Source organism: Nonomuraea sp. NBC_00507 (assembly GCF_036013525.1).
In the GTDB taxonomy this organism is placed as follows: domain Bacteria; phylum Actinomycetota; class Actinomycetes; order Streptosporangiales; family Streptosporangiaceae; genus Nonomuraea.
In genome coordinates this window covers 3,059,232-3,085,976 of the sequence record NZ_CP107853.1, presented here as the reverse complement: position 1 = coordinate 3,085,976, position 26,745 = coordinate 3,059,232, and the positions used below count along the sequence as shown (strand labels likewise).

At 66.7% G+C, this 26,745-nt stretch carries 24 protein-coding genes and 1 pseudogene; 11 read left to right on the top strand and 14 right to left on the bottom strand.

Features of this window, described 5'->3' with window-relative positions; genetic code table 11:
• Positions 1 to 105: 105 nt before the first annotated feature.
• The 3 genes from OHA25_RS15525 to OHA25_RS15515 all read right to left on the bottom strand — a co-directional run bounded on the left by OHA25_RS15525 (position 106) and on the right by OHA25_RS15515 (position 10,349).
• Positions 106 to 621: a hypothetical protein gene (locus OHA25_RS15525; RefSeq protein WP_327588266.1), complete on the bottom strand. Its 516-nt coding sequence runs from the start codon at positions 619 to 621 to the stop codon at positions 106 to 108.
• Positions 585 to 7,511: an RHS repeat-associated core domain-containing protein gene (locus OHA25_RS15520; protein WP_327588265.1), complete on the bottom strand. Its 6,927-nt coding sequence runs from the start codon at positions 7,509 to 7,511 to the stop codon at positions 585 to 587. Before OHA25_RS15520 ends, OHA25_RS15525 begins: the two co-directional genes overlap by 37 nt.
• A 108-nt stretch (positions 7,512 to 7,619) precedes the next feature.
• Positions 7,620 to 10,349 (bottom strand): LamG domain-containing protein, encoded by a 2,730-nt coding sequence (locus OHA25_RS15515; RefSeq protein ID WP_327588264.1) that lies wholly within the window; start codon positions 10,347 to 10,349, stop codon positions 7,620 to 7,622.
• A gap of 686 nt (positions 10,350 to 11,035) precedes the next feature.
• On the opposite strand from OHA25_RS15515, the gene OHA25_RS15510 reads away from it, so the two are divergent.
• Both OHA25_RS15510 and OHA25_RS61340 read left to right on the top strand, forming a co-directional pair.
• A complete protein-coding gene (locus tag OHA25_RS15510) occupies positions 11,036 to 12,736 on the top strand; it encodes an RICIN domain-containing protein (RefSeq protein WP_327588263.1) in 1,701 nt (566 codons plus the stop codon).
• A 21-nt stretch (positions 12,737 to 12,757) separates the two neighbouring features.
• A complete protein-coding gene (locus tag OHA25_RS61340) occupies positions 12,758 to 13,072 on the top strand; it encodes a PfkB family carbohydrate kinase (protein ID WP_442942187.1) in 315 nt (104 codons plus the stop codon).
• 286 nt (positions 13,073 to 13,358) lie between these two features.
• On the opposite strand, the gene OHA25_RS15505 is transcribed toward OHA25_RS61340, so the two are convergent.
• On the bottom strand, positions 13,359 to 13,631 hold the full coding sequence (locus tag OHA25_RS15505) for a type II toxin-antitoxin system RelE family toxin (RefSeq protein ID WP_327588262.1): 273 nt from the start codon (positions 13,629 to 13,631) through the stop codon (positions 13,359 to 13,361).
• Complete coding sequence (locus tag OHA25_RS15500) at positions 13,628 to 13,912, bottom strand: type II toxin-antitoxin system Phd/YefM family antitoxin (RefSeq protein WP_327588261.1); 285 nt, start codon at positions 13,910 to 13,912, stop codon at positions 13,628 to 13,630. Before OHA25_RS15500 ends, OHA25_RS15505 begins: the two co-directional genes overlap by 4 nt.
• Before the next feature lie 350 nt (positions 13,913 to 14,262).
• Between OHA25_RS15500 and OHA25_RS15495 the strand changes: the two genes are divergently transcribed.
• The gene (locus OHA25_RS15495; protein WP_327588260.1) at positions 14,263 to 14,829 is read left to right on the top strand and encodes a DUF1707 SHOCT-like domain-containing protein; all 567 of its coding nucleotides are present in this window, start codon (positions 14,263 to 14,265) and stop codon (positions 14,827 to 14,829) included.
• A gap of 94 nt (positions 14,830 to 14,923) precedes the next feature.
• On the opposite strand, the gene OHA25_RS15490 is transcribed toward OHA25_RS15495, so the two are convergent.
• Both OHA25_RS15490 and OHA25_RS15485 read right to left on the bottom strand, forming a co-directional pair.
• Positions 14,924 to 15,070: a hypothetical protein gene (locus OHA25_RS15490; RefSeq protein ID WP_327588259.1), complete on the bottom strand. Its 147-nt coding sequence runs from the start codon at positions 15,068 to 15,070 to the stop codon at positions 14,924 to 14,926.
• Between the two features lie 313 nt (positions 15,071 to 15,383).
• Complete coding sequence (locus OHA25_RS15485; RefSeq protein WP_327588258.1) at positions 15,384 to 15,623, bottom strand: type II toxin-antitoxin system Phd/YefM family antitoxin; 240 nt, start codon at positions 15,621 to 15,623, stop codon at positions 15,384 to 15,386.
• Between the two features lie 16 nt (positions 15,624 to 15,639).
• Between OHA25_RS15485 and OHA25_RS15480 the strand changes: the two genes are divergently transcribed.
• Positions 15,640 to 15,861, top strand: a complete 222-nt coding sequence (locus tag OHA25_RS15480) for a hypothetical protein (RefSeq protein ID WP_327588257.1) — start codon at positions 15,640 to 15,642, stop codon at positions 15,859 to 15,861.
• A 140-nt stretch (positions 15,862 to 16,001) separates the two neighbouring features.
• Here OHA25_RS15480 and OHA25_RS15475 read toward each other — a convergent pair whose 3' ends face one another.
• The 3 genes from OHA25_RS15475 to OHA25_RS15465 are packed head-to-tail and all read right to left on the bottom strand — an operon-like array spanning position 16,002 to position 17,850.
• A complete protein-coding gene (locus tag OHA25_RS15475) occupies positions 16,002 to 16,175 on the bottom strand; it encodes an NAD(P)-binding domain-containing protein (RefSeq protein ID WP_327588256.1) in 174 nt (57 codons plus the stop codon).
• A gap of 57 nt (positions 16,176 to 16,232) precedes the next feature.
• Positions 16,233 to 17,174 (bottom strand): SDR family oxidoreductase, encoded by a 942-nt coding sequence (locus OHA25_RS15470; RefSeq protein WP_327588255.1) that lies wholly within the window; start codon positions 17,172 to 17,174, stop codon positions 16,233 to 16,235.
• Between the two features lie 52 nt (positions 17,175 to 17,226).
• Entirely contained in the window at positions 17,227 to 17,850 is a 624-nt protein-coding gene (locus OHA25_RS15465) for an NADPH-dependent F420 reductase (protein ID WP_132618468.1), read from the bottom strand.
• Positions 17,851 to 18,141: 291 nt separating this feature from the next.
• Between OHA25_RS15465 and OHA25_RS15460 the strand changes: the two genes are divergently transcribed.
• Complete coding sequence (locus OHA25_RS15460) at positions 18,142 to 19,053, top strand: LysR family transcriptional regulator (protein ID WP_327588254.1); 912 nt, start codon at positions 18,142 to 18,144, stop codon at positions 19,051 to 19,053.
• A 145-nt stretch (positions 19,054 to 19,198) separates the two neighbouring features.
• Here OHA25_RS15460 and OHA25_RS15455 read toward each other — a convergent pair.
• Both OHA25_RS15455 and OHA25_RS15450 read right to left on the bottom strand, forming a co-directional pair.
• Positions 19,199 to 19,405 (bottom strand): annotated as a pseudogene (locus OHA25_RS15455) (IS5/IS1182 family transposase); the annotation flags it as partial.
• A 62-nt stretch (positions 19,406 to 19,467) separates the two neighbouring features.
• A complete protein-coding gene (locus tag OHA25_RS15450) occupies positions 19,468 to 20,109 on the bottom strand; it encodes a TetR/AcrR family transcriptional regulator (protein ID WP_327588253.1) in 642 nt (213 codons plus the stop codon).
• 143 nt (positions 20,110 to 20,252) lie between these two features.
• Here OHA25_RS15450 and OHA25_RS15445 point away from each other — a divergent pair, with 143 nt between their 5' ends.
• From OHA25_RS15445 to OHA25_RS15420, 6 genes are all read left to right on the top strand, one after another.
• On the top strand, positions 20,253 to 20,987 hold the full coding sequence (locus tag OHA25_RS15445) for an SDR family NAD(P)-dependent oxidoreductase (protein ID WP_327586143.1): 735 nt from the start codon (positions 20,253 to 20,255) through the stop codon (positions 20,985 to 20,987).
• A gap of 33 nt (positions 20,988 to 21,020) precedes the next feature.
• Positions 21,021 to 21,644, top strand: coding sequence for an NADPH-dependent F420 reductase (locus OHA25_RS15440; protein WP_327586144.1), 624 nt, complete (start codon positions 21,021 to 21,023; stop codon positions 21,642 to 21,644).
• Positions 21,645 to 21,780: 136 nt separating this feature from the next.
• A complete protein-coding gene (locus OHA25_RS15435; protein WP_327588252.1) occupies positions 21,781 to 21,978 on the top strand; it encodes a hypothetical protein in 198 nt (65 codons plus the stop codon).
• A 348-nt stretch (positions 21,979 to 22,326) separates the two neighbouring features.
• Positions 22,327 to 22,812: a phospholipase A2 gene (locus OHA25_RS15430; RefSeq protein WP_327588251.1), complete on the top strand. Its 486-nt coding sequence runs from the start codon at positions 22,327 to 22,329 to the stop codon at positions 22,810 to 22,812.
• Positions 22,813 to 22,838: 26 nt separating this feature from the next.
• A complete protein-coding gene (locus OHA25_RS15425) occupies positions 22,839 to 22,970 on the top strand; it encodes a hypothetical protein (RefSeq protein ID WP_262496186.1) in 132 nt (43 codons plus the stop codon).
• 267 nt (positions 22,971 to 23,237) lie between these two features.
• Positions 23,238 to 23,666 carry a hypothetical protein gene (locus OHA25_RS15420; RefSeq protein WP_327588250.1) on the top strand — a complete coding sequence of 143 codons (429 nt, stop codon included), beginning with the start codon at positions 23,238 to 23,240 and terminating at the stop codon, positions 23,664 to 23,666.
• A gap of 534 nt (positions 23,667 to 24,200) precedes the next feature.
• On the opposite strand, the gene istB is transcribed toward OHA25_RS15420, so the two are convergent.
• Complete coding sequence (gene istB / locus OHA25_RS15415; protein ID WP_327588249.1) at positions 24,201 to 24,998, bottom strand: IS21-like element helper ATPase IstB; 798 nt, start codon at positions 24,996 to 24,998, stop codon at positions 24,201 to 24,203.
• Positions 24,999 to 25,000: 2 nt separating this feature from the next.
• Positions 25,001 to 26,662 (bottom strand): IS21 family transposase, encoded by a 1,662-nt coding sequence (gene istA / locus OHA25_RS15410; protein ID WP_327588248.1) that lies wholly within the window; start codon positions 26,660 to 26,662, stop codon positions 25,001 to 25,003.
• Between the last annotated feature and the right edge of the window lie 83 nt (positions 26,663 to 26,745).

Below are 26,745 nucleotides of genomic sequence, written 5' to 3'. Positions count from 1 at the left end.
ATTGTTGTAGGTGAAGGAGGGGGCCGTGTTACCCGCGACGAGGATGCCGCTGATGGGGGCGTCCTGGGTGTAGGCGGCGAGGCCGACAACGATCTCGTACTACCCTCAGGTCGCGGATCCCAGACCGCCTGTGAGCGTGATGAGGTCGTCGCGGACCGGGCCCCTGATTGGTATTCTTGCCCACCACCAGCCGCAACGCGCCAGATTCCGCTCGTCCAGACGGGCGGCGCGACCGTTGCCATCGTTCTCCGTCTCCCGAATAAATTTTCCGTCGACTTCAGCCAGAAGTGCTTTCATTTTCGTCCGCTCATCGACGGGCAGCTTCTCCAGGGCGGAATCCAGGAAATCTCTGATGATGTATGCCGCGATGAGATCGTAGGCACCCCAAACCGACATGTCCGTATCAGGAAGCAACATGTCGCGTCCCAGTTTTTCCACGTGAGCACGCCACGCCCTCATGAGATGAACGACATCGAGCGTTCTGTGCTGGGAGACCTGAACCTGAACGGATCGGAGCCGGTTCACGGACTCCTCCGCCAAGTTGCCGACCGGCCACTCGCGATGCTCTTTCTGCACTTCTGTTTTCACCTCCTGCCCATGTAGTAGATCGTACTCCTCCACGGCATCGACCAATTGATAATGGCTCGCATGCCGTTGAATTTGAAGTCCGAGGCATTCTGGTCACCTTTGCGAACGGGGCCAGCGAATCGCAGAACTTCTTCGGCCTCTCCTCGCGTAGGTCGACCCATGACCGGGTTGTCATCTCCAGCATGTGAGGCGACGAACTCCACGAACTCATTCAGCGTGTAGTCCGAGCCGTGGAAGTTCTGGTCGCCGAGTTCGTCGCCGACCCTTCCTCCGATCGGCCGCCCGCAGAACGGTCCCTCGTTGTGCACCAGGACGGCGACGGCTCCGGCATGAACATAGAAGGTGTGCGTGTCTGCCACGGTGATGTCGTGAACGGTTCGTCCGGCCGCGTAGTCGGCCACACCCACGACCGGCGAGGTGGTTCCGTTCGGAGAGCGAAGCAGCGTGCCAGTGCGTAGCTGATCAGCTCTGATCCATGAGCCGGCCCCTGCGTTCCAGAAGAGATGGTGTTCGGTGGCGTAGATGACGCCGGTCCGCTGACCACGCTCACCGTCGGTGTCGACGGTGATTCCGACGATGTTGTTGTAGCGGGTGCCGGAGAAGGCTGCCACGACCGCTTTGGCTTGGGTCTTGCCGGTCTTGGGATCGGTTGCGAGGACTCTGTCGCCGGGTTTGACCTTTTCGATGGGTTTGGTCTTGCCGTTGGCGAGGCGGACTTTGGTGCCTGGTGTGAAGCTGTTGCACCCCGATGCTGCTGCTTCGGCTGCGCGTGCCGAGCGTGCGGCCGCTTCGGCGGCTTTCAGGCCGCGGCGAGCGGCGAACCAGTCCTTGATGCCGCCCGCGATGTCTTTGACGGCGCTCCAGAGTCTCTTGATGAGGCTGGCGGCCTTGCCCCATCTGAGGGCGTATTTGCTGAGGAGCTTGCCAGCCAGTCCCCCGACCGCCGAGCTGAGGACGTTGACGACGGTTTCGCCGCAGGCGCCTATGTCTCCCTTGGTGAGGCAGTCGAGGCCGGCAGTGATGCCGAGTTCGTCTGCTGCGATCTTGGCCAGGGTCGCGGCGGCGTTGGCGATGCGGGATTGGGCTTTGGCGACGCGTTCGCGCATGGCCCTGGCTGCGGCCTCCAGACGCTGACGCCTGGCCGCGGCGGCTTCGGCGTCGCTGGAGCCGCCACGGCCGGTGTCGAAGGAGTTTCCGTACTCGTGGTCGTAGTCGCCTTGTCGGAGCGAGTGACGGTCCTTGCCGACGCCCTTGCCCGCGCCTGTGCCGTTTCCGGGGCTGCCGGGTTCTTCGCACTGGCTGCCGTCGCGGTGGCAGGGGGACAGGCCGGTGGGGTCGGAGAGAGTGACGGGGTTGTTGTTGGCGTAGGCGTACCCGTTCATCTGTTGCGGGCTGCCGTGATCGACGATCGGGTCGGCGGAGGCGAACCGGCCGGTTTCCGGGTCGTATTCGCGGGCGCCCAGATGGATCATCGACGTGTTGGGGTCGGGTGTGCCGCCGATGAAGGACTTGGTGCCGGGCCAGTCGACGGGGTTGGTGCGGAGCCGGCCGAAGGGCATGTAGCGGCGCCGGGTGACCTGCTGGGTCTTGGCATCGATCGCGAGCTGGGCGCTTCCCTGGCGGTTGGGGATGAGCCAGGACAGGCCCTTGGCGGTGCGTACGGCGATGACGTTGCCGTTGTGGCTGTAGTACCTGGTCCCCGTCACCGTTCCGGTGGCGTTGAGCTTGAGTTCTTGCCCGTCGAGGAAGAGGGTGCGGGTGCCGTCGGAGTCACGGCGGATGAGCAGGTTGCCGTTGGCGTCGTACAGGTAGGTGCTGGTCTTGGTGCCGCCGTTGCCGTCGGGTTCGGTGACTTGGCTGAGCTGGCCCTCGGCGTCCCAGACGAGGGTTTGGTCGTCGCCGCCGACCTTGCGGGTGGTGGTGTTGCCGGTCTTGTCGTAGGTGTAGGTGCTGGTGGCTGTGCCGCTTTCCGGGACGCCCTCACCGCCCCACGTAGTGGTGAGGGAGGTCAGGGTGTGCGGCTGGCCCTTCCTGTCGCCGTCGTAGGCGTAGGTGCTGGTGCGGTCTTTGGTGGTGACACCGGTGACGTCGTGGTCGACGCTCTTGGTGCGGTTGCCGGTGGCGTCGTAGCCGAAGGACTGCCAGTACGGCTGCGGGCCGCCGATGACCTGGCCGGCGTTGTCCTTGGTGGGCGCCTGGGCGCAGTCGTCGGTAGCGGTCCAGGCCTGGGTCAGGCGCTGGAGCTTGTCCTGGCTGAAGCATTGGACGTCGGCGATGCCGCCCTTGGGGGTGTCGGCGATCTTGGTGATGTTGCCGGCGGGGTCGTAGGTGTAGTTGACGTCGCCGTCAGCGGAGTTGATCGTTTCACGGTCGGTACGCGAGCGGGTGAGGCGGCGTGTGGCGCCGTCGTAGTAGTTGGTCAGGAAGACATATTTGGAGGTGAAGGTCGCGAGCGAGAGCTGCGACAGCTCTCCGAAGTCGGTGTAGGAGGCGCCCTGAGCGTAGGCGTCCAGGCCCGCCACCGTGGTGGCCTGACCAAGAGCGTTGTAGCCGAAGCTGACCGTTTCGAGGCCGAGGTCTCCGGCGGCCGGCATCGCTAAAGTCGCGGGGCTCCCGTCGGCCTTGTACGTGAGCTTCGTCTGGTACGTCTTGCCGAGGTTGCCCTCGGTGGTGGGGATGGTGACCTGGCTTTCCAGGGGCCGGTAGGCCGCGTCGTACTTGGTGATCTCCTGGGTGTAGGCCTGGCCACCGGACCAGCGGATCGACTTGGCAGGCATGCCCTTGCCGCCTGCGACGGTGTCGTAGGTCCACTCGGCCAGCTTGGTCTCGGTGCCGTCGGCGGCGACCTGGTGTTCGAAGGTCTTGCGGCCGAGCGGGTCGTAGCTGAACTTCAGGGTCCGGTTCTCGGCGTCGGTGGTCTTGGCGACACCGCCCGCGGCGTTGTAGTCGATCGTGGTGAGGCCCCGGTCGGGGTGCTCGACGGTCTTCTTGTTGCCGCGCAGGTCGTAGGTGTACTTCCACTGATTGCCGACCGCGTCGGTGACCGTGGACAGCTCTCCTGCGGATGTGTAGGTGTACTTGGTGGCGTCGTAGTCCGCGGGGTCGTCGCTGACGGTGCCGTTCTTGTACTGGCGCAGCTCGACGGGCTTGCCGCGGGCGTTGGTGATGGTGGTGGCCAGAACCCCACCGCGCGGGGGCGTGGTGGTGGTGCGGTCACCGCCATAGCTGGTGGAGGACTCCCACTGCCTGGTGGCGAAGCTGTAGAGGGTGCTGACGGTAGGCCGTCCGGCACCGTCGTACGTGGTCAGGGTCTGGCTGGGTACCGAGTTGTCCTGGACCGGCTTGAGCAGGGTGGTACCGGGCTGCCCGGTGGTGTCCAGGTAAGGGTGGTTGGTCTTCCAGGCCAGGCCGCGGTCGTCGTAGTAGACGTCGGTGAGCACGCGGCCGGTGCCGCTGCTCGGCCCCTGGGCCTGGCGCGGCCGCAGCAGCCCGTCGAACAGCTGGTACGTGGCCCGCTGCTGCCCGTTGGGCATCAGTTCTTTGCTGGTGATCGCGGTGGCCGCGGTCTTGCTGACCAGATAGGCGAACTCACCCGTCGGCGCCTTGTCGGTGGCGCGCCCCGGTCCCCAGGCCTTGATCAGCCGCCCCAGCGCGTCGTAGTGCAAGGTGGAGGTGTTGCCGTTGGTGTCGGTGGTCACCGTCGGCAGCCCCCACGCCGGCTCCATGGTCTGCGTGGAGGCTTGGTTCAGCGCATTGGTGGTCGTTCTCGCGGTGACGACGCCGCCCGGAGCGGTGTAGCCGGTGGTGGTCTTGTTGCCCAACCCGTCGTAGGTCTCACTGATGCGGCCCAGGCCGTCATAAACCGTGCGAGAGGTGGTGACATAGGTCGGGTTGCCGCCGGTGTAGCCGTCGGCTTCCTCGGTCTTGGTCGGCTCGCCGTAGGTCAGGTCGAAGGTGGTTTTCACATCGGAGACCGCGTCGGCGGGCAAGGTCGGGCTCTGGCCACAGGGTTTGGAGACCGTCCACGTCCGGTTGTTCAGCCCCCAGATGCCCGCCGTGGCGTTGCCGGTGTAGGTGTACTGGGTGCACAGGTCGTCGCTGTCGCCGACACCCGAGCCGGTGTCGCCTTTGTCCCACTGCTGCTTGATCGTCCCGTCGTTGTTGAACTCCTTGAGGACCTCAGTACGCCTGAAGCCGTTCGACAGCGCGGTGCGGGTACGGGTGCGACCGACATCGGTCTTGTATGCCTTGACGCTGCCGTGGGTAGCGGTCGGGCCGTACTCCCACGGCGTGTTGATCGTGGCGGACAGCTCCTTGTCGCCGGTCTTGTCGTTGTACTGGATCGACTCGAGCAACATGCCTTGCCGGTGGTCGTGGTCGGCGTACGGGTTGTCGTCGGAGTCGACGAGTTTCACCGGGGGCTTGAGCTGCGACCCGTCGGCCTTGGCACGGTCGCCGTCCATGCCACGGAAGTACAGGTAGTCGGTACGGGTCTGCTGGGCGTGCGGAGCGCCGTGCAGGACCTGGACCTTGGAGTGTCCGCGCCACTGCGACCAGGTCTTGAGCCGGGCCGGCACGAGAGCGTCGTCGTCGGCGAAGCGCCAGGCCGGCTTGTCCAGGTACTTGTACTGGGTGATCTGGGCGGGGGCGTCACCGACATAGTCGGCCTCGTTCACCTCGGTGACCACGTACTTGTGCAGCCAGTCCGTGATCAGGTCGTGGGGATCGGTCGCGCCGGGCCGCCCGACCCGCTGCGGGAAGCAGTACCTGGTGTTGCTCTCAGGCGACGGGAGGGAGGATTTGGTGCAGTCGATGGGTGAGTAGGTGATGTTGGTGCCGCCGCCGTGTTCGTTCTGGATACCGGTGAGGCGCCACTTGATGAACGCGGGCATGCCGTCGCCGATGCCGTCCACCCGGTTGGGCATCTGTGAGTAGCCGAAGGTGACGCTCGGCAGCGACACATCCCCGCCGACCACGTTGGAGCCGGTGGCCTTGCCGGTGTGGGTGATCCCGTTCAGCCGCAGTGACGGGTCGGAGGTGTCACCGGCCGCGACGATGGTCTGGCCGAAGGCCCAGGAATCGACCGGCTTGTACGCAGTGCCGTTGAGGACCTGGGTGGTGATCCCGGCCAGCCGCTTGCGCGTCCAGAACGTCGGGGAGAACTTGTTGCCGCAGGTCGCGTCCTTGCTGCAATTCTGATCGACCGGGATGTCGGGCCAGTTGGCGCGGTTGGCCTCGGTGAACTTGTTGTCGGCGCAGTCCGCGGCGCTCTTGAAGCACCGTTCCCGTACGTCGAACACGACCTGGTAGGGGGCCTTCGCCGAGTAGATGGTGTTCTTGGTCTGGCCGTAGTCGATGCGGGTCAGGTAGCCGCCGCGGATGTACGGCGTCGCGGGCTTGGCGACCTTGTTCTTGGCGTAGTAGTTGGTCTCGGTGTCGTACCACAGCGACATCGCGTTACCGCGGGGGTCGACGACGTAGTCCAGGTTCCAGCGCCACGCCTGGTTGCAGAACGTGTCCCCGAAACCGGTGGACTTGTGGCACGGCTCACCGGAGTCGTTGCCGGCGACCGGGACGGTCCACGTGGACTTGGTCTCCGGCTTGCCGGACACCCAGTTGGGCAGCCGGTTCATCCCGAAGTAGTACTGAGTGCCGTCAGCGGTGGTGACCCGCCAGTATTCACCCAGGTTCTCATTGTCGCCCTGGTCACCGTTGGCGACACCGGACAACTTCTCGATCGTGGAGCCGTCGTCGTCCTTGGGACGCCACACCCCGGTCTTGTCATCGCGAACCAGCTCGGTCGCCGAGCCGTTCAGCGACATGGTCGCGTTCTCGCCGCCCCAGCACTGGTCACCGGGCGGCGGATTACCGGTCTGCCCGTCGTCAGAACACGACTTGAACTTGCGCTCGATGTAGCCCGGCCAATAGTCGAACCCCTCGCCCAGCCAGGAAGTCTGGTTGTTGGTGGACGACGTGCGCCCGTCCACACTCCCCGAGGAGTACGACAGCCCGATCTTCGGCGACGGTCCCGAAACCGCAGGCGGCGTCCGAACGGGATAGCTCCAGGAGAACGCGCCCGACTGGTTGGACACCTGCCACGTCGCCGACGGCGACAGCGAGGTCGCCGCGAAATCGCCCGCGGGGCCGGACGCCCCCGCCACCGCAGCCAGCATGAGCGGAGCACCGGCAGGAGGAAGGTCGACGTCCGCGCTGAGCGTGTGGGCCGACGCGTCGTTGCGGCTTGTGGCGAGAGACTGCGGCTGGCAGTCAGGACTGCCGGGCCGGGTCAGCGCACAGTCCGGTAACCTGACCAGCCGGAGCCGCTGAGCCCATCCCGCGCCGCCCATGCCGCGGAACGCCGAATAGTCCAAGGTCACCGATGCCTTACCACCGGCGGGCGGCGCAACGGCACCAGGTGTCGAAACCACCTCCGCCGCACCTACCTTGAGCAGGACGCCGTACACGCCCGCCTGGGCAGAAGCCTTCTGGTCAAGGAGTTCCACCCTGACCTTGCCGGGAACCCGCTGCTCACTCGGCTTGTCCGCGGGTGCGCCGGTGCCTGCGCTCGCCGCTCTGACCGACACCGGCAGCGTCCCCGCCTGGGCCGCCGGCGCAGAGCCCTGGGCGACCTGTCCGGTGGCCGTGCCCACGTCCGCGACGGCGACACCGGGCTCAGGCCAACTGCCCTCCAGCTTCGGCTGCGCACCGGCCGAAGCCTTCATGTGACCCGGCCTGAAGGCCACCTTGCTGGTCTTCACCGACGGCTGCCGCTGCGTCGTGGGACGATCCGCGCCACGCGGCTTGGCAACGGTCGACGCCGGGGTCGGCGCGAGCAACTGCGCTATCAAAGTGAGCGCCACGGGCACCACGAGCCACAGCACCCGCCGGCCCGACCACCGGGCGTTATTCAACCAGCCGCGCACGCTTCCTCCGAACCGGACCCTCGCGCCAAAGAACGTGATGAGGACGCAGTCGGCCACGGTGTGGGCTGCGCGTCCAGACAGCCCGCACCATCAGCGGCTTGCGAAGAATCAGGGAGCAGCCGGTCCCGGCAGCCGAATGTAGGGATTGGACTCGCCGAGGATCATCTGCTTGTCGATCGCGCCCGGGTAGATGTGCACGTCCTGGACGGAGCCGTCCAGGTAATCGAGGTACTTGTCGTTGAACCAGGCTCGGCCCACCTGCAAGCTGCCGGTGGAGTTGAAGGCGGGACGGAACCCGTTGGTGTCGACCACGTCGGTCTCGCCGACGTCGTTGCCGTTCACATAGAGGCTGAGCGTCCCATTCACCGAGTCGTAAACTCCGACGAGATGCGTCCACACGTCCAACTCGGCCGGATAGTCACTCGTCGAGATCGACCGACGCGCAATGTAGTTGGGAGCCGATGTGGCGACGTCGTTTTGGGTCATCAGGAACGTCCACCGCTTCTCGGTGTCGCTGACGGTCTTGTAGTAGAGGGAGAACCCGGCGACGTGGGTGCCGGACTGGGTGACGACCGCCATGTTGCGGTTCGGCAAGCTCCGCAGCTTGACCCAAGCCGAGACCGTGAAGCTCTGGTCGGTGCGGATGATCGGCACCTTGGCGCCTGGGTTGTCCGGGCAGGCTGTCACCGTGGTGCTGGTGTTCCCGCACGCCCTGACGCCGTCGAAGCCGATCGCCTTCCCCAGGCCAGGTCGCCCGTCTGCCCAATACGCCGGCGAACCGAACATCAACGTGTGGTTCTTGCCGGACAGGTCCTGGCTCACCGACCCACTGCCTTCGCCCATGCTCCAGAACCCGGCACTCATCGCCGGACACGGACGGTAGGCGCCGGCACCACAGTCGGGCGGGTTCACCAGGATGGTGATGGAGAACAAGGAATGATTGCTGTCGGTGTTACCAGCGGCATCGAACCCCCGAACGTAGAGCACGGCCGGACCGAACTGCGACGGCGTCGCCGTGATACGTGCGGTTCGATCGGGGTCGGTTCCCGCCGTCACCTGGTTGGTCGGCGCGCTGGTGCCGAACGACCAGCGGTAGAAGGCGATGTCGTTGCTGGCACCGACCGTAGGGGCCTTGATCTCGAATGTTCCGGCCTTGTTGAGCCCACCGCCCCAGACGTCGGGTGAATAGACCGGCGCCGACTCCCCCGCACCCGCCACCGGAGTGATCGTGAGCTTCTCGTCCGGCACCGTGGCGTCGACCTTGAAGTAACAAGGGTTGCTCCAGTAGCTGACGCCTTGTTCGTTGACCTTCCACGTGTCATAAGCACGGGCCTTCACGTAGTACGTGCCGTCGGCCAGCGAGGCGGCGGTGTTCTGGGGGATCTCGGTCTGCCAGGTCCTGCCGGAGACATCGTCGTGCGTGTCCCTGGGGTTCCCCTTGGGCGTCATCGTCTTGGTCACCGGATCGTAGGTGCCCCACTCGAACTCGACACCGGTGATCTTCTGCCCCTTGTTGGCATCGGGATCAGTTGCCGTCGCCGACACCACGGGGGCCTGCCGACCCGACATCTTGCCGATCAACGGCCAGGTGGTCGTAGAACAGGTCTTACCGCCGACCTTCAGCTGCGAAGGCTGGCGCGGCCGCTGGTTGTAGTGGATGGTCCACATCGGGTCGAGCTTGAAGCGCATCCACCAATCGGAGTCACCTTCGTGTCCCGACAGTGCCTTCAGGCCGAACGTCGCAGACCGCCACCCCGCCGCAGCGGCCTTCCGCGCGCCGTCGAGCACGTTGAACTCAAGCTTCCTGGCCCCACAGCCGTCATGGCCCAGGGACGCCGACTGAGTGTCCTGAACCGTGGACCAGTGGCCACTGCCGCTGAAGTTGTTCCAGGTCTCATTGCCATTGATGCCGGAGGTGAGCCTCAACTCCACGCCCACCTTCACGCTGCACGACCAATTGGGCGTCCAGGTGCCGGTGATACTGAACTGGGCGGCGCCGACGTAGGAACCCTTCGGCAGTTGACTGGTGTCCATGGCGAACATCGACCGGATCGCGCCTGCGCCGCCGTACCGTCCCGCACGCGGCGGATAAGGGTCTCCGTCGCCGTCCTTGCAGGAGTTGTCCCAGCACGCTTGGCTGGGATGGGCTTGGTCGATGTAGCCCCAGTGCGTACGGCCATCGGTGATCGTGGGATCGATGAAGACAGGAAACTGCGTCGCCGGGTCCTGCAGAATCGTCTGGTCGGGAGTGATCGTCAGTGTGCCCGAGCCGACCTCCATAGGCATCTCCACCTGCCGGAGCGGCTCCTCCTGGGCCGCAGCCGGCGCGCGACCCGAAGCAGTGACGGGTTGCTCGTCTCGGCTCCCGCTGGAGTCCCACATCTTCGGCGAGTTCGCCCGGAAGACCGTCCGCCCCGCCGGGTCGAGCGCGTCGGCACCGTTCTGGCCGTCTGAGCGCAACGTCACGCCCTCGGTGCGAGTGGTGAATTTGATCTTCGACAACGCCGGATTCTTCGCGGCCTCGGCCGTCTTGACGACCAGCACCTCGCTGAAGCCGAACAACTCGGCAGTGACCTGCAAATCCACGCCGGGGAACACCGACGGATAGGTGGCAGTGTCACCGCTGACCATGGGCGTCGGCAGCTTGTCCTGCCAACCCAGGCGCAGCGTGCTGCGCGTGTCCTTGGAGACGTAGGCCGCCAGAGCGGTGTCTCCACCTCCGGAAAACGCCACGTTCGCCGGACCCGCCTTCGGCGCCAGCTTGCCGTCGGCACGCTTCACCAGGTCCAGGTCGATCTCCGTCCACGAACCGTCCGGCTTCCGCACCCGCTGCGGCAACGCCGTTATCTCAAGCCGGGACGTCCCATCAGGCTTCACCCACGTCGTCGACGTCTCCGTCCGTAACGCAGTCGCCTCAACCGGCTCACCGCTCTTGCGGGCCTCAAGCGCCGCCGCAGCCTCCGAACCCGGCAGCGGGGCGAACGGAGACGTCGCCCCGTCCCCCGGTTCCGCTACAGCGGCCGGAACCGACAGGGCCGACGCCAGCAACACGCCTGCCACCACAACCCCGACCGACCGAGCCGCAGCCCTGACCCGCCTCCGCCAGGAGACCATCTCGACAGCCCCTTCCGCCCTGGGAGGCCGATCTTCGGCCCAGACGCGAAGGTATCTGTCAGCCACTTGGCGGTCGTCAACCGCTGAGTGGACTATCGCTTCCACCAACCGCAGTAGCGCACGTCTGACGTCAACCAGCCGTGGTAAACCCGGCATCGGGGTCCCCGTCACCAGCGGCCCCCGAGTGATCCTTGCCCCGGGTGATCGTTGCCGCGACGGGACAGTGGCCAGGGCATGCTCGCGGGAGCGCATGCTACCGCGAAGGTTGACGGCGAATACGGCGGCAGGCTGACGCCTCCGCCTGCGGACCCTCTTAGCATCGGCCACCTGGCAGAGGCCGTGCGCCGCGGGGAGAGACGCATCACACGTCCTGGCTGCCATCGACGCAACGGTTCACGGGTGGAGGTTCGATGCGTTCGGCCGGTGTGACTCGCCTCAGACGGGTTCTGCTCGCACTGCTGCTGGGGACAGGGATAGGCGTCGCCGCCCCCGCCGAGGCGAGCGTGGAGCAGGGTACGCCGTTGCTCAGCCCCGGGCAGGCCTGGTATCCGCGGGTCATCCGGCTCCAGCACGCGGACACCGCCCACAACGGCCGCGTTCTCGCCTCCACCAATACCGGCGCCGGCGGGACGATCCACGAGAGCACCGACGGAGGGCTGACCTTCCGTCCCATCAGCGAGATCCGCCCCGACCTCGCCGCCGGCGAGTTCGCGTGCTGCTCGGCGCTGTTCGAGTTCCCTCGTCAGCTCGGCGCCGGCGCGGCGGGCACCCTCATCTGGGCCACGTCGATCAACGCCGTCGGCGGCGGCGAGGATCAACCTGATCCGAACGCGCGGATCGTCGGTTGGACGAGCACCGACCATGGATACACCTGGACGCCACTCCCCGGCCCCATCGTGACCGGCTCCACCGGCCACGGTCTGTGGGAGCCCGAGTTCTCCGAGGCGTCGGGACAGCTCGTCATGCACTTCTCGGACAAGACCCAGCAGCCCCGCTACGGTCAGACGCTGGCGCGCGTGCGTTCCGACGACGGCGGACGGACGTGGAGCACCAAGGTCAACACGGTCGCCGTGGACGCCGCCGCCGACGTGAACGCCGAGGACAGCCCCGGCATGCCGGTGGTCAGGCGGCTCCCGAACGGGAGCTACCTCATGGTGTACGAGTACTGCGACATCCGGCCGGTCGCCAACGGCCACGGCTGCCGGGTGTACCTGCGTACCTCTCCCGACGGCTGGAACTGGGGGAACCCGGAGGATCGCGGCACCATCATCCGAACGGCAGACGGCAAGCACCTCGCCCACGCGCCCACCCTGGCCTGGGCCCCCGGCGGCGGCCCCGACGGGCGGATCCTGGTGGTCGCCAAGCTGGTGCGCACCGGCGGCGACCGCGGAGACGCCACCGTCCTCCCGGAGAGCGGCCGGACCATCCTCGTCAACACCGCGGGCGGCATGGGCGCCTGGTACGAGATCGACGCCCCGGTCAAGGTCGACGTCGACCTCACCCCGCCGAACCCCAACCTGTACCTGCCTTGCCAAAACTACAGCTCACCGCTGCTGCCCTCCCAGGACCGCACCCAGGTCCTGGAGATCGCCACCGACGTGACCGACGGCACCTGCAAGGCGTACGTCGCCACCGGTCTGGCGCACGGCACCGGCGACGCCACCGGCGTGTCCACCACGGCCGTCTACCGAGCCGTCAACCTGGCCAGCCGCCGCTGCCTGGACGTCGACGCGGGAGCGACGGAGAACGGCACCCGCATCCAGCAGTGGACCTGCAACGGCGCGCTCGCCCAGCAGTGGCGCCCGGTGCGCCGGGCCGCCGGCGTGTTCTCCTTCGTCAACCCGAAATCGGGCAAGTGCCTGGACGTGCCCAACGGCAACATCTCGGTGGATCCCGGCGACAAGGCGCACCTGTGGACGTGCAACGGCACCGGCGCGCAGCAATGGCTGCCGGTCGCGGTCGGCAGATCCGCTTATGTGCTCAAACCCCGCAACAACCAGGCACTGTGCCTGGACGTCGCCAACGGCTCCACGGCGGACGGCGCCGAGGCACGGGTCACCCCGTGCTCGAACGCCGGCACGCAGATCTGGTATCTCGACCCGAAGGCGTGACCGGATCTAGAGCCTGTACGAATTCCCGACGTTCCGATCGTTGTCAAGCATGGGCCCCGGGGAGCCTCGTACGTTGAGGACGGCCAGGTTTGTCCTGTTGCCACATGCCGGGTGGCCGCGGTCGACACTACTCACGCCGGTGAGATCCTGGCCGGGGTGTTTCTGGCGCTACATCTGGCTGCGGTAGACACTGTTACGGCTCTCCAATATGCAGTCCTCGCGGCCCCGGGCAAGGTGACTCAGTTCGGCGTCGATGGCGATCGGCTCCTGGAGAGTCTTTCCCCGATCAGAGCAGAGGTCAGGGCCGAAGCGATCTCATGTAGTAAGACCGAGTAGCTGAAGGCCGCCGGGATCTGTGGTCCAGTGGCCGCGGATCAGTGCGGCGATCTGGGCGGATGACCCGTCCGGGTGAGAGGCCGGCGACGGCGTAGATCGTGACGATGGCAGTCTTGCCGGTCTTGTGGTCGATGTGGCGGCGTTTGATCTGGATCGCCTGGGCGGTGTGGGGCCCTTGCCAGCAGCGCCCCGGACGGAAGTGTTCGCCGAAGACCTCGACGCCTTCGCAGACTTCTACGTCCGCGTTCTCGGCTCCACTCCCGTCGACGACCGGCCTTCCCGCTCGTTACGGGCGGTAGGCGTCTCGACGATGTTTGATCGTCTGAATCGTGACAGTGTGCTTATCCTCGTCGATGCGGTAGACGACCAGATAAGTCCCACGCCGGGCGACGTGTAGTCCTTCGTACGGCTCTTGCAGGGGTTTGCCGACGCGCCACGGCTCACGCGCGATCGCGCCGCTGATCAACTCCCAGGCCGCGGCCGCCACAGTCTCGGGCAAGCCCGAGGTGAGCGCGCGCCGAGCGGGCGGGGCTAGGAGGATCGTGTAGCGGTCACTCACGCGCTCGCCTTACCAAAGCGCGCCGCCATGATGGCGGCCATCTCCTCCTCTGTGGTCACGTCGCCGCTCTCCTCGGCGGCGGCCTCGACCAGGTCGGCGCGTGTCTCCGGGTCGGCGAGGATCTCCAGGGTCTCCTGCAGGGACTCCCACTCGGCCATGGAAACAATGACGGCGTGGGGTCGTCCGTTGCGGGTGAGAGTGAAGTGATCGTGCTCCCGGGCAGCCCGATCGGCCAGCTCGGTCAGCCGGTCCTTCGCTTCACTGATGGGAATGAGCTCCATACGACGATGATATCTCGCTAGCTTGAATATCGGCCATAGCTCCGGCTACTCGTCCATTCAAGGCGAGCGGGAACCACGAGGCGCTGGAACTCGCTGAGCTCGAAGACGCCGAAGGAACCGGGCAGAGAGTCCGAGTGACCTTCGTGAGCCGAGGGCTCGCGCCTGCGGCCCCAGCCGGGCGATGCGCTCGATGTGTCACGTGGACCATGCCCTCTCGTCCACCACCACTGGCTAACCCACGAGCGAGACCAAGTTTGGTAACCGGCTTGCCCCCGCTCCGGCCCCGCCCGGACACCTAACGGACCACAGCCCCATTGATGGGGTCACAGCTTCAACGTAGCCTCACGGGTGTGAGCGACCCAGAGATCACCCGAGCGTCTGAGATCGACCGGGACGCGGTTGTGGAGCGTCTGCGGGCGGCTTCGGCTGAGGGGTTGCTTACTCCGGAGGAGCTCAACACACGCACCGAGGCGGCCTACGCCTCCCAGACACCGGGTGAGCTGGCCGAGGTGATCGCCGATCTCCCCGAGCGGTCGTCGAGTGTCACGCAGGTTCAGGACAAGCGGTCCAGAAGGTTCTACACCACATGGGCGGGAGCGGGGTTGCAGCGTGCCGAAGGAGGGCTCCTCGTTTCACCGCTATTCGGCATGGAGGTTGACGTAAGCGAAGCGATCGTGCCTGCTGATGCGGAGCAGATCAAGGTCGCTTCCCTCTTTGGGGGGATTGAAGTCATCGTTCCTGAGGGGGTCAGTGTCGAGCTGACCGGGTTCACCGTGTTCGGCCGAAGGAAGGTCGATGTATATGACGGTGAGCCAGCTGACTCGCCTCCGGTGGTCCGGGTCCTCGCCTATACCTTTTTCGGGAGTGTCCTGGTCCGGACGGTGCGTTCTAGCGAGATCACTAGTGATGACGATTGAGTTGGGCCTGGGTGGAGCCGCTCGATGGGCCCGGGTCACATGAGCGCGCGCGGACCTGCCATCTCTCATCGGCCAGGTGCTCGAGTAGGCGGGTCTACTCCTCTTCGTTGTCGCAGGTGACGACGATGCCCCATACCTCGGTGCGGACGTCCTCGTCGGCGTCGCCCGGCTCGGGCAGCTCCTCGCCGTGCTCGTCCGGCCGGTGGTCGTCGGCCCCGGCCAGCCACGGCCAAGGTGACACAGTTCGGCGTCGATGGCGATCGGCTCCCGGAGAGTCTTTCCCAGATCAGAGCAGAGGTCAGGGCCGAAGCGTTCTCATGTAGTAATACCGAGTAGCTGAAGGCCGCCGGGGTCTGTGTTTCAGTGGCCGCGTATCAGCGCGGCGATCTGGGCGTGGGTGATCCGTCCGGTGACAGGCCGGCGACGGTGTGGATCGTGACGATGGCGCGGTCTTGTGGTCGAAGCGGCGGCGCCCTCGGCCGCCACAGTCTCGGGCAAGCCCGAGGTGAGCGCACGCCGAGCGGGCGGGGCCAGGAGGATCGTGTAGCGGTCACTCACGCGCTCGCCTTACCAAGGCGAGCCGCCATGATGGCGGCCATCTCCTCCTCTGTGGTCACGTCGACGCTCTCCACGCCAGCGGCGGCCTCGACCAGGTCGCCACGTATCTCCGGGTCGGCGAGGATCTCCAGGGTCTCCTGCGGGGACTCCCACTTGGCCACGGAAACAATGACGGCGTGAGGTCGCCCGTTGCGGGTGAGAGTGAAGTGATCGTGCTCGGAAAGCCGCCTCTCCAAGACCTTCGGACAGGCGGTGGCCCAGGAAGTCGGGCTTCCGCCGAACGAGGATCTGCATGTCCTCCGCAGCCGGGTCGCCGAACTCGAAGAACTCGTCCAAAGCCTGCGCAGTCAGATCTCTGACCTCACCGACGATCTCGACGCAGCTCGCGCGACCAATCGAGAACTGATGACACACCTCAACACCACTCGCGCGTCGAGCATCGCAGAAGCCCGCCTGCAGCAGCAGCTCGCTTGAGGTGAGCGACTTGCTCTCGAGCTCGGGGATGGGCGTCACGCTCGGGGCCGTAGTTGCACGTGTCGATGACCGTCTTCCCGGCCAGTGGCGCGGCGGGCACGTGGGGGAAGGCCTTGACCGGCACCGTGATCACGACGATGTCACCGGCTGCCGCGGCTCGCCGCGGACGCCCGCGGCCCCAGTTCCGCGGCCATGTCCGCGAGCGTTTCGGGACCGCGTGAGTTGCTGAGCACGACCTGATGCCCGGCCTCAACGGCGAGCCGCGCGATGGTGCTGCCGATGGCGCCGCTGCCGATGAATCCCACAGTCGTCATATTCTGAGCCGCCCTCCTTGTCATGTGCCGGACTCGTTGCGACTCGGGTCCTTGCCGTCAGCTGGCGGGGAAGTAGTGGCCGTTGTCCAGATCGGCGAGCAGGCGGGGCTGAGCGGGTTCCCAGCCGAGGGTCCGGCGGGTGACGAGGTTGGACGCCGGGTAGCTCTGCGTGACGATGTTCGCGAGGAACCCGAAGTATCCCGGCAGCACCAGTTCGTCCACGGGAACGCTCACGGCGGGCAGGCCCAGACGGCTGCCGATGGCCTCGGCGATCTCGCGGACCGGGATGCCCCCGTCGTCGACCGCGTGCCAGTATTTGCCGGCCGGGCCCTTCTCCAGCGCCAGGCGGAACAAGGAGGCAACATCGCGGATGTGCACGGCGTTCCACAGGTTCGCGCCGTCTCCGGGGTAGCCGATGAAGCCCTTCTCCTTCGCGAGCGCGATCAGCGTCGGGAGGAAGCCGGCACGATCGGTCGTGCTGTGCGCGATGTTGGCGATCCGCACGACCGAAGACCGCACGCCCTGCTCGGCGAGGCCGATTACGGTGGTTTCCACGACGTTACGAGCCCGCAGGGTGCCCTTGTGCTCATCGCCACTGGGAAGGGCCGGGTCCTCCTCGGTGGCCGTCCGGCCCAGGAATCCCTGCCCGGGCGAGCCGATGCTCCCCGCCGCGACCAGCGGCTTTCCGGTTCCCGCCAGTGCCTCGCCGTAGGCGAGCATGATCGGGAGCTCGGCGGCGGCCACGGCGTGGATCCCGCCGGAGAAAAGCAGGTCTTGCCGGTGCGCGACGTGGATGACGCCGTCGGAGTCCGCAGCCGCTTCCTTGAGCCCGTCGAGATCCCCGAGGTCGCCGCGACGCACCTTCGCGCCGAGCGCGGACAGCGCCGCCGCGGCAGTGTCCGACCGGGCCAGGCCGGTGACCTCGTGCCCGGCGGCGATGAGCTCGGGAACGATGTACGAACCGGAATGGCCGGTCCCGCCAGTGACGAAAACGCGCATTCTGCTGTTCCTTATGAGTGAGGTGGCGCGAGAATTGGTGGTGCGGGTGTGCTCAGCTGAGATTGCTGACGCCGAGGGCGAAGTTGAAGTCGCCCACGCCGTGGCGGGCCAGGTTGATCATCAGCAGGCCCGTCCCTTCCAGCCAGTGCGCCATCTCCAGGCCTCCGGCATCCAGGGGGCGCAACCCGAGGCTCTCGATGAACGCCGATACGCTTGCCTTGGCCCGCGCGTCGTCGCCGGCGAAGAGCACGTCCAATGGGCGCCCCGGGGCCAGGACGTGGCCGAAGACGGTGTTGAACGCCTTCACGACGTGCGCGCTCGCCGGGGCGGCCTTGGCGATCTCCTGCGCGGCGGAAGTGCCGTCAGGGGTGGTCAGCCCGGTGGCGTCGGCTTTCATGGGGTTGGTGATGTCGATGATGACCTTGCCGGCCAGCGCGTCCCCGTACTGGGCGACGACCGGCACGGCGCTGGCGTTCGGCACGGCGAGGATGACGATGTCGCCGGCTGGGGCGGTGCCGAATGTCCCGGCCGTGGCGCCGCCGCCGAGCGCGGCGGCCAGGTCCTTGGCCTTGGCCGCGTCGCGACCGACGACCTCGACGGCGTGGCCGCCCTCGACCGCGCGGGCGCCAATGGCGCGGCCCATACCCCCCAGGCCGATAATGCTGATGCTGCTCATGGAGTGCCTGCTTTCTGGAGTGGAATATCTGGACAGAACGCCACGCCCACCCCGTTGTTGTTAACGGTTGTGTCGTCGAGACCATCGAATGACACGACGGGCCTGGACCAATTCAGGACGTGCTAATTCAAGTTCTGGGGACCTACTATCAAGTCCCGATGTCGAATTCTTGTTCCGGATTCGCTCCGGCCCACTGGGTACCTATTGAGGATTTCATTAGTCTGAGCGGGTGTCCAAGACCTATTTCAGCGATTGCGATACCCTGAAGGCATCGCCGTACCGGGAGGCTCCATGGATCTGGACCTGCGCAAGTTGCGCTACTTCGTCGCCGTCGCCGACCGGCTGCACTTCGGCCGCGCCGCCGATGACCTGCACATCGCACAGCCGGTGCTCAGCCGGCAGATCCGCGCGCTGGAACAGGATCTTGGCACCCCGCTGCTGATCAGGGACAGCCACGGCGTGGCGCTGACCGACGCCGGCAGGCAGTTGCTGACCGACGCCGGCCCGCTGCTGGCCTCCGCAGACGCGGTCCGCCGCCGGGTGACCGTGGCCGCGCGCGGCAGCCAGCGGCTGATGGTCGGCTTCCGCGCGGGCATCACGGCCACCGCGGCGGTGCGGGAGTTCGCCATCCGGCACCCGGACGTGATCGTGGACGTGCAGCGGATCGAGTCCGACGACCAGGCCGCGATGCTGCTCGACGGCCGCATCGACGTCGGCTATGTGCGGCTGCCCATCGACGAGACCGGCCTGCGCGTCACCCCGCTGTACACCGAGCCGCGGGTGGCGGTGCTGCCCTCCGGCCACCGATTCGCCAGCAAGGAACAGATCACCGAGGCCGACCTGGCCGGCGAGCCGCTGCTCTGGCATCCCGACACAAGCACACAGCCCACCAAGCGCCCGCACCCCAACGCCGGATACCTGGTGCGCGGGGTGGACGAGACGCTCGAACATGTCGCGGCCGGCCGGGGCATCTCGTTCCTGGCCCGTTCGACAGCCGTGTTCTACTCACACCCGGAAGTCAGCTATGTGCCCGTCACAGATCTGGCGCCCGACCAGGTGTGCCTCGCGGTGGCGGCATCGCGCACCTCACCGGTGGTCGACGACTTCCTCGCCGCAGCTCACGCGACGGCCGAGATCACCGCAGAATGCGGGAACGATGAAATGTGGAAGCTGGCAAGCGGTGCCGCTTCACAACACGGTTGATCAGTTCGACCGACAACATCAGAGCCAACAGAGGGCGCCACAGCAAAGGCGAAGGCATTAAAGTGCGGCGGCGGAGGCTACGTTCGCGTACAGCGAGAATCGACATCGCCGCGCGGCAGCCTCTGCAGTAATGAAAGAACCTTTTTCATCCTACGGTTGCTTCGTAGTTCTGTAGCACGTGGATGGCTTTGGCGAGTCGACCGACCCCGCGTGGGCTGACGCGGACTTTGTGCAGGATGCGCCGGTACTTGAGCTGGGCGTTGGCGCGTTCGCTGGGCCCGCGAAGCCGGGCATGAGCCCGGTTGGCGTCCTTCTGCGAGTCGGGTTTGTGCTTGCCCTTGTACGGCGTGATCTACCGCTCCGGCCGCGCCGAACTCCACGTCGTCTTCCGGCCGACGAGGCGTGATCGGGCCGTCATTGGCCTCCCACCGGAACGGGAGCAGACCCGGTAGTTCCGCGGTCATCGCTGGGCTGCCGAGGAGATGACGCGGGGATGGCGTTGTCGATGAGGACAGCGGCGATGGCGGCGGCGGCGGGGAAGGCGTCGGCGTTGAGGACCCGGGTGCGGGCCGCGGCGCCGTCGATGAGCAGCGCGAGCTGCTCGCCGAGTTGTTCAGGGTCGGCGGCGCCGGCTTCGCGGGCGGTGTCGGCGAGCCGCGCGGCGACGGCTTTCTTGTAGTCGCGTGCGTACTGGGATGCGGGGTGCTGGGGGTCGTGGAGTTCGACGGCGGCGGCGATGTAGGGGCACAGGGGGGTGGTGGGGGGGATGTCGAAGGCGGCGAGGAGCCGTTCGCGGGGCGTGAGGTCGGTGCGGTCGAACACGCCGGACAGAACGGAGGGGTCGAACCGGCGCAGGTACTCGGCGACGAGTTCGTCCTTGCCGGTGAAGTGCTGGTAGGCCGTGCGTTTGGACACCTGGGCCGCCGCGCAAAGCTGGTCCATGCCGGTGCGGTTGATGCCCTGCTCGCGAAACAGTTGCTGGGACGCGCTGAGGATGCGCTCGCGGGCGCCCCGGCCGCGGCGGCGGCCCTGGGGGCCCTTCTCCAACTCCGTCACGGGTCCATGGTACCCGAGCTGGGTAACGATCGGTGTACATAGTTTGCGCCCCGGCCGCGCGCCCCGTACCGTAAGCACACAGAGCGGTGTACATAACGCCGTCATCCCAGGTGCGCACGGCACCACCGGCCTAAAGGAGCAACATGGGAAAGCTTGACGGCAAGGTAGCGGTCATCACCGGCGGCACCACCGGCATGGCGCTGGCCGGCGCGAAGCTGTTCGTCGACGAGGGAGCGCACGTCTTCATCACCGGCCGCCGCCAGGACGCCCTGGACGAGGCCGTGAAGCAGATCGGCCGCAACGTCACCGGCGTCCAGGGCGACGCCGCCGACCTGAACGACCTGGACCGCCTGTACGACACCGTCAAGCGGGAGAAGGGCAGCCTCGACGTGCTGTGGGCCAGCGCAGGCGGGGGCGAGCCCGCCCCGCTCGGCGAGATCACCGAGGCCCAGTTCGACACCTGGTTCGGGCTCAATGCCCGCGGCACCCTGTTCACCGTCCAGAAGGCCCTCCCGTTCTTCAACGACGGCGGCTCCATCCTCATGACCGGCTCCAACGCCTCCCTCGGCGCCTTCCCCGGCTGGAGCGTCTACGCCGGCAGCAAGGCCGTCCAGCAGGCCTGGGCCCGCGTCTGGCTCAACGAGCTCAAGGACCGCCGCATCCGCGTCAACGTCCTGACCCCCGGCCAGGTCGCCACCGCCAAGCAGGAAGAACTCTTCGACGAGGCCACCAAGCGCCAGTTCGAGTCCCTCATCCCCCGCGGCCAGATGGGCCGCCCCGACGAAATCGCCACCGCCGCCCTCTTCCTCGCCTCCGACGACTCCAGCTACGTCAACGGCATGGAACTCGTCGCCGACGGCGGCACCACCGCCATCTAAACCGAACAACACTCAACCAGGGCAGGACATCTCATGAGCAACATCAGCATCATCGGCACCGGGAACATGGCCCGCACCATCGGAGCGCGGGCGATAGCGGGCGGCAACACCGTCGAGGTCATGGGCCGCGATCAGTCCAAGGCCGCTGACCTGGCCAAGGCTCTCGGCGGCGGCGCCACGACGGGAGAATGGGGTACCGCCCCGGCCGGGGACATCGTCATCGTGGCCCTGTTGTACGACGGCGTCGTGCCGGTCGTCGCCCAGTACGGAGACGCTCTCGCGGGCAAGGTCATCGTCGACATCAGCAATCCCTTCAACTCCACGTTCGACGGGCTTGCCCACCGCGAGGAGACCTCGATCGCGCAGGAAGTCGCCAAGGCGGCCCCGGCCGGCGCCAGCGTGGTGAAGGCGTTCAACACCATCTTCCGCCATGTCCTGGAGAAGGGCCGGCCCGACGTCTTCATCGCTGGCGATAATGCGCAGGCCAAGGCAAGTGTGGAGGCGTTCATCGAGAGCCTCGGGCTACGCCCGCTGGACGTCGGCGGCCTGAAAATGGCGCACTGGCTGGAAGGAGCGGGCGTGGTCACGGTGGGCCTCGCCAACCACGGGGTGGGGAACTTGGACTTCGCCCTCAGCATCACCGAACTTCCCGTCTGAGCAAACGGTTGACGGATCACCGAAAGGACTCGCCAATGAAGCTTGGTTTCACACTTCCCATAGTCGGGTTACCAGCAGCGCCGCTGGCCTGAGCGCGTTCTGCCGCGGGATCGAGGAGCAGCCGTACCCGCCGCTGATGAAGCGTCACCTCGACCCGGTGCTGCTGTGGACCGTCGCCGCGACGGCGACCAGCCGGGTGCGGCTGAATGCCAGCACGCTCAGCACCTTCTACTACGAGCCGCCGCACCTGGCCCGGATGCTGACCACGCTCGACGTTGATTTCGTCGGTGAGTTCGGGGACCAAGCGTCGGCCTCTTTTGGCTCCACTTGGTGATCGACCGCCCATGATCTGAAGGCGAGTTTTGGTACCAGTCTGGTTGGCCGGGTTCGTGCTGGCGCGAGCAGCAGCAGGGTTGTCGGACGGGAAACGAATCTCCCCCCTGAGCTGGTCAACGGGTCCATGACTGCGATCTGCGGTGGCGCGCAGGGAGACGGTGCGTTCAAGACCGTTCACGTCCCCGCCAAGCGGGGGACAAGGTGGACGGGCCAGACCCGCCCGATGTGACACGCCCCGGGTATGCCCGGGGTATGTTCCCGGGTCCGCGGCGGTATGTTTTGGTGCGCCCCCGACGCGGTGCTGCGACTCTTTTCCTGCTGTTCCTCCCCAGAGAAAAGAGTCACCATGAAAAGGGCACTGGCCCTGTCCGCCGCCGTCCTGGCGGCGGGTGCCATGCTGGCCGCTCCCGCACAGGCGACCGCGCTCGACAAGACCAAGGCGCAGCGCCTGGCGATGGCGCTGACCCTGACGAAGAACACCAAGGCCAGCTACAACGCGTGGGCCCGGTTCAAAATCAACAAGGACACCCCGCAGGTCAAGGAGTACAAGTTCAACTGGAACACCGACGGCTGCTCGGTGCCCAAGAAGATCGGAAACTCTGAATACTGGAAGGGCGTCTTCAAGATTCCCTGCGATCGTCACGACTTCGGCTACCGCAACGTCAAGGCGCTGGTGAGCTCCAGCAAGTGGCGTAACACCTACAAGAAGCCCGTCGACGACGCGTTCCTCTTCGACATGGGCAACGTGTGTGTGAAGTTCTCCGGCACGAAGAAGGCGTCCTGCCGGGTGGCCGCGGCGGCGTTCTACGGCGCGGTCAGGGCAGCCACGTAGGAGGGCCACATGGCAGACTGAGCTCCGTGGTGAGAAAGATCGAGGCCCCGACCCGCATCCCGGTGCCGGGCGGCAAGATCATCAACGAGCACATCGGCCAGGTGAACACCGGTGACGAGGCGATCTCCATCGCCCACATGATCGCACCGCGGTCTTGAGCAGCTTCTTCATGATGCTCCTTCTGTCGGGCGGGTTCTGGTGCCCGCCGAGAAGGAGCATGGATCAAGGGTTGAGTCAGGGCGACAGATCCCTTGGACACAGTGCGGTTCGGCCAGCAGCCGTGCGGACTTTGGTCGTCGGCTGCTTGGTCGTGGAAAACCTAGCGTCCCACTAGCGCGCTCCGAGTGGTCTGATTGGGACATACCTCCGCTATACCGCGTCTCCGTATGGTCTCACCTCGACGGGAAATCAACGGAGGGAACCATATGAAGATCATGCGTAACGCGGTCGTCGTCGGGGCCATGGGGGCCGTGGCCATGATGGGCGCGCCTGCGTCGGCCTCGGCGTCCGCGCCGGCGGCGTCGGTGACCACGTCGGCAGACTTGGCCCTCGTCGCGACCTGTTCGAAGGGGTCCTACAAGCTGAAGGTGACCGTCACCTATGTCAACGGGTTGGGTGCGCACCGCTTCCGCAAGGTCTTCTGGACGGCCTCTGGCGGCCCCACCAACGTCAAGGTCAGCCTCGTCCAGGACCGGGGCGGCCTTCCGGACGTCGCGTTCAAGTCGGTCGTGATCACCGGCAATACCGGCCACAAGGACATCCCGGCGACGCGGCCTATGGCGCATCGGGTCTTCGTGAAGCTGGCCGGTAAGACGGGTGTCACGAGCTGCGTCGGGCAGAGCGGCGTCATCTGATCCGGACCGCTCGGCGCCCGCTGTCGCGAGAGACGGCGGGCGCCGAGCGGTCAGGGCGAGGGGTGGGAGAGTTCGAGGTCGGCCGCGATGGGGAAGTGGTCGGAGGCCTCGGTGCCGATCAAGCAGCCCCCGCCAGCCCAGACAGCGTCATCGGCCGCCGCCCTGCAAATGCCCCTCGCTCGTGGCCTGTCCGGCAAGGGTAGACCCCAACCCGCATCCAACGCCGCAGGCGAATAGCGTCAGAATAGAGTCCGCATCCGAGTTTCTTGACGCATGTCTGCTGGGCCCTTGGAGTTCAGCCTGACAATCCGAGCCGATCAACACGGCCGTCCCACGGTCATACAGCGCTGGAGATCCCGGCAGATAGCCCCGGAGCTCGGGGCCTTTGGCCGTGCGTGCTTCCCGCCGCCGGAATGATGGTCGGTCCTCGTCGCAGGTCAAGGTCGGTCGTCCTCGCTGCGCTGCGGGCGCTCCACCTTGACCTGCTCCTGCGGCCGACGGATTTGGCGGCTATCGGGAAGAGCGCGCCGGAGGTCAGCTGGGAGCCTGCTGGGCAGACTTGACGGCCTGGGTCTGGGTATAGCGGTAGGACACGGTTCCGGTCTCGATGATGTTGCCGCCGTAGGTGAGCCGATCGACGATCGCCGCGCACAACCGCGGGTCGGTAAATGTCTTGGTCCATCCCGAAAACGACTCATTTGAGGCGATCGCGATGGAAGCCCGCTCGTCCCGTTCGGTGATCACTTGGAAGAGCAGTTCGGCACCCCGCCGGTCCAACTCCATGTAGCCCAGTTCGTCAAGGCAGAGCAGCTCGACCCGGCTGTAGCGGGCGATGGTCTTGGTGAGCATCTTCTCATCGGCGGCCTCGACCAGCTCGTTGACCAGCTTGGCGGCCAGGGTGTACTTGACCCGGTGCCCGGCCATGGCCGCTTCGGTGCCCAGCGCGATGAGCAGGTGCGACTTGCCGGTGCCCGAGTCGCCGATCAGACACAGCGGAAGGCCCTTGCGGACCCAGTCGCTGGTGGCCAGGCTATGGATCATCGCGGGGTCGATATTGGGGTTGGCCTCGAAGTCGAACTCGCGCAGCGATTTCTGCCTCGGAAAGCCCGCGGCCTTGATGCGGCGTTCGGAGCGACGGCGGGCGCGGTCGTCGCATTCGGCCAGCAGCAGGTCGGCCAGGAAACCCAGGTAGGACATCTGCTCGCGGGTGGCCCGCTGGGCAGTCTCGGCGTAGCTCTGCCGGATGGTGGGCAGGCGCAGCATCTTGCAGGCCTGGTCCACGGCGGCGTCGGCGGCCTGCTCGGTCAGACCGCGATGACGGGGAACGGTCATGGTCAGGGCCTTCCTTCCTCACCGGGGGGCGAAGGGCTGCCTGCCGCGGGTCGGCGCAGCAGCTGGTCGTAGATGGCCACCGAGGGCAGCGGCCGGGTGTCGGGTGGCAGCGCGGACATGCGGCGTTCGGTCAACGACACCACCCCCGGTTCATCCAGCCAGGCCAGCGCCGGCGAGCGTGCGGGCGGCGGCGAGCCGGGCTCGGAGTCGAGCTGGGCGACTTTACGGGTCTCCAAAGCGACGGCGTCCGCGGTCCACGCGCCCACCCGCAGCGCCGCGGCGATCCCCGCCGCCACATGCTCGTGAGCCATGTGGCGGTGCAACAGCAGCACCTCGATCAGCGCGCGGGTGCCCTCGGCCTCGCCGTGCGCCCGGCGGGCAGCGGCCCACCACGCCTCGTGCTCACGGGTGAACTTGCCCGAGCGGCGCGCCTGCTCCAACACGGTGGAGCCGGGCAGGGCGCCGGGCTTCTTCAGCAGGATCTCCAGGTAGTGGTCCAGCTCCAGCCGCGAGCCGCCCTTGGCGATCAGCCGTTCGTGCCGGGCCACCTCCTGCCCCTTGTGGTAGACCACCAGGTGTGAGGCGTGCAGCATCACCCGCACCGCTTGCCCGATCAGCCGGGCGGGCACCGAGTAGCGGTTGGTGCGCACCACGATCACGCTGTAGCGGTCCACCCGCGGGGTGAACAGCCGTCCCGTCTCGAACCGTTCGGTCGGCAGCGGCCGCAGCAACGGGGCTTCGATCGCGAACCGCTCACCGATGCTCTGGGGCCGGGAGCGGATCCGCCGCGTCTCGTCCTCCACGTCCCACCGGTCGATCATGGCGTTGAGCTCATCGATGGTGGCCACACCAGGGACGGGCACCAGATGGTTGCGACGGAAGTAGCCAATCTGACCCTCCACGCCGCCCTTTTCGTGCGCGCCCTCCTTGCCTCGGCGGCAGTAGAACGGCTCGATCCCGTAGAAGGAGCGGAAGATGACCCAGCGTTCGTTCTCCACCCGCGAGCGGTTGAAGCCGAGCACCTTGGCCACCGCGGGCCGCAGGTTGTCATAGCGCACCTTGCCGTACGGCACGCCACCCAGCAGGGTGAGAGCGTGGACGTGGCCCTCGAAGAACGCCTCCTGCGAGCAGGTCAGGAACATCCGATGCACAGCCTTGCCCGACCACGACAGGCGGAAGGAGAACAGGTAGCAGCGGGTCAGCGTGCCGGCCAGCCGGATCCACACATCGCCGAAATCCACCTCGGCCTCAGCTCCCGGACGGTGGGACTGCTCGATGAAGCCGGGCACCGGTCCGCGGCCTTCCTCCATCCGGATCTCCGCCCGCCGCTGCCGCACGTAATCGCGGACCATCGGGTAGGAGACCTCCACCGCCTGGTGCTCCTCCACCAGCCGATTCCAGATGCGGACCACGGTGTGCCGCTGCTTGCGCGGCGCGTCCAGATCAGCCCGCAGCATCGCATCGATGACCGGCTTGTAGGGATCCAGCCGCGACCGGCGCGGTGGCGGCTTCTTCCGCTCCGGCGGCCAGGGCGAGGCCAGCGCCTGAGCCACCGTGCGCCGATGCACGCCGTACTTGCGGGCCAGCGCCCGCGCCGACATGCCTTCCAGCCGGGCGTCCCGACGGATCGCCGCGAACAGTTCGGCCTTCCCCTTGTTGGCCATCGGTGCCCCCTCGCTATGCGGAGCACCCCGATCGTCTCAGCAGCCGGACATTCGTGGTACCAAAATTCACCGACACCATTTTC

What these genes read in the sequence shown, in the direction of transcription:
- OHA25_RS15435 (WP_327588252.1), top strand. Translation starts at nt 21,781, where the DNA reads ATGAAGCGTCACCTCGACCCGGTGCTGCTGTGGACCGTCGCCGCGACG.
- OHA25_RS15445 (WP_327586143.1), top strand. Translation starts at nt 20,253, where the DNA reads ATGGGAAAGCTTGACGGCAAGGTAGCGGTCATCACCGGCGGCACCACC.
- OHA25_RS15430 (WP_327588251.1), top strand. Translation starts at nt 22,327, where the DNA reads ATGAAAAGGGCACTGGCCCTGTCCGCCGCCGTCCTGGCGGCGGGTGCC.
- OHA25_RS15460 (WP_327588254.1), top strand. Translation starts at nt 18,142, where the DNA reads ATGGATCTGGACCTGCGCAAGTTGCGCTACTTCGTCGCCGTCGCCGAC.
- OHA25_RS15420 (WP_327588250.1), top strand. Translation starts at nt 23,238, where the DNA reads ATGAAGATCATGCGTAACGCGGTCGTCGTCGGGGCCATGGGGGCCGTG.
- OHA25_RS15475 (WP_327588256.1), bottom strand. Translation starts at nt 16,175, where the DNA reads ATGACGACTGTGGGATTCATCGGCAGCGGCGCCATCGGCAGCACCATC.
- istB (WP_327588249.1), bottom strand. Translation starts at nt 24,998, where the DNA reads ATGACCGTTCCCCGTCATCGCGGTCTGACCGAGCAGGCCGCCGACGCC.
- OHA25_RS15465 (WP_132618468.1), bottom strand. Translation starts at nt 17,850, where the DNA reads ATGAGCAGCATCAGCATTATCGGCCTGGGGGGTATGGGCCGCGCCATT.
- istA (WP_327588248.1), bottom strand. Translation starts at nt 26,662, where the DNA reads ATGGCCAACAAGGGGAAGGCCGAACTGTTCGCGGCGATCCGTCGGGAC.
- OHA25_RS15440 (WP_327586144.1), top strand. Translation starts at nt 21,021, where the DNA reads ATGAGCAACATCAGCATCATCGGCACCGGGAACATGGCCCGCACCATC.
- OHA25_RS15510 (WP_327588263.1), top strand. Translation starts at nt 11,036, where the DNA reads ATGCGTTCGGCCGGTGTGACTCGCCTCAGACGGGTTCTGCTCGCACTG.
- OHA25_RS15500 (WP_327588261.1), bottom strand. Translation starts at nt 13,912, where the DNA reads ATGGAGCTCATTCCCATCAGTGAAGCGAAGGACCGGCTGACCGAGCTG.
- OHA25_RS15470 (WP_327588255.1), bottom strand. Translation starts at nt 17,174, where the DNA reads ATGCGCGTTTTCGTCACTGGCGGGACCGGCCATTCCGGTTCGTACATC.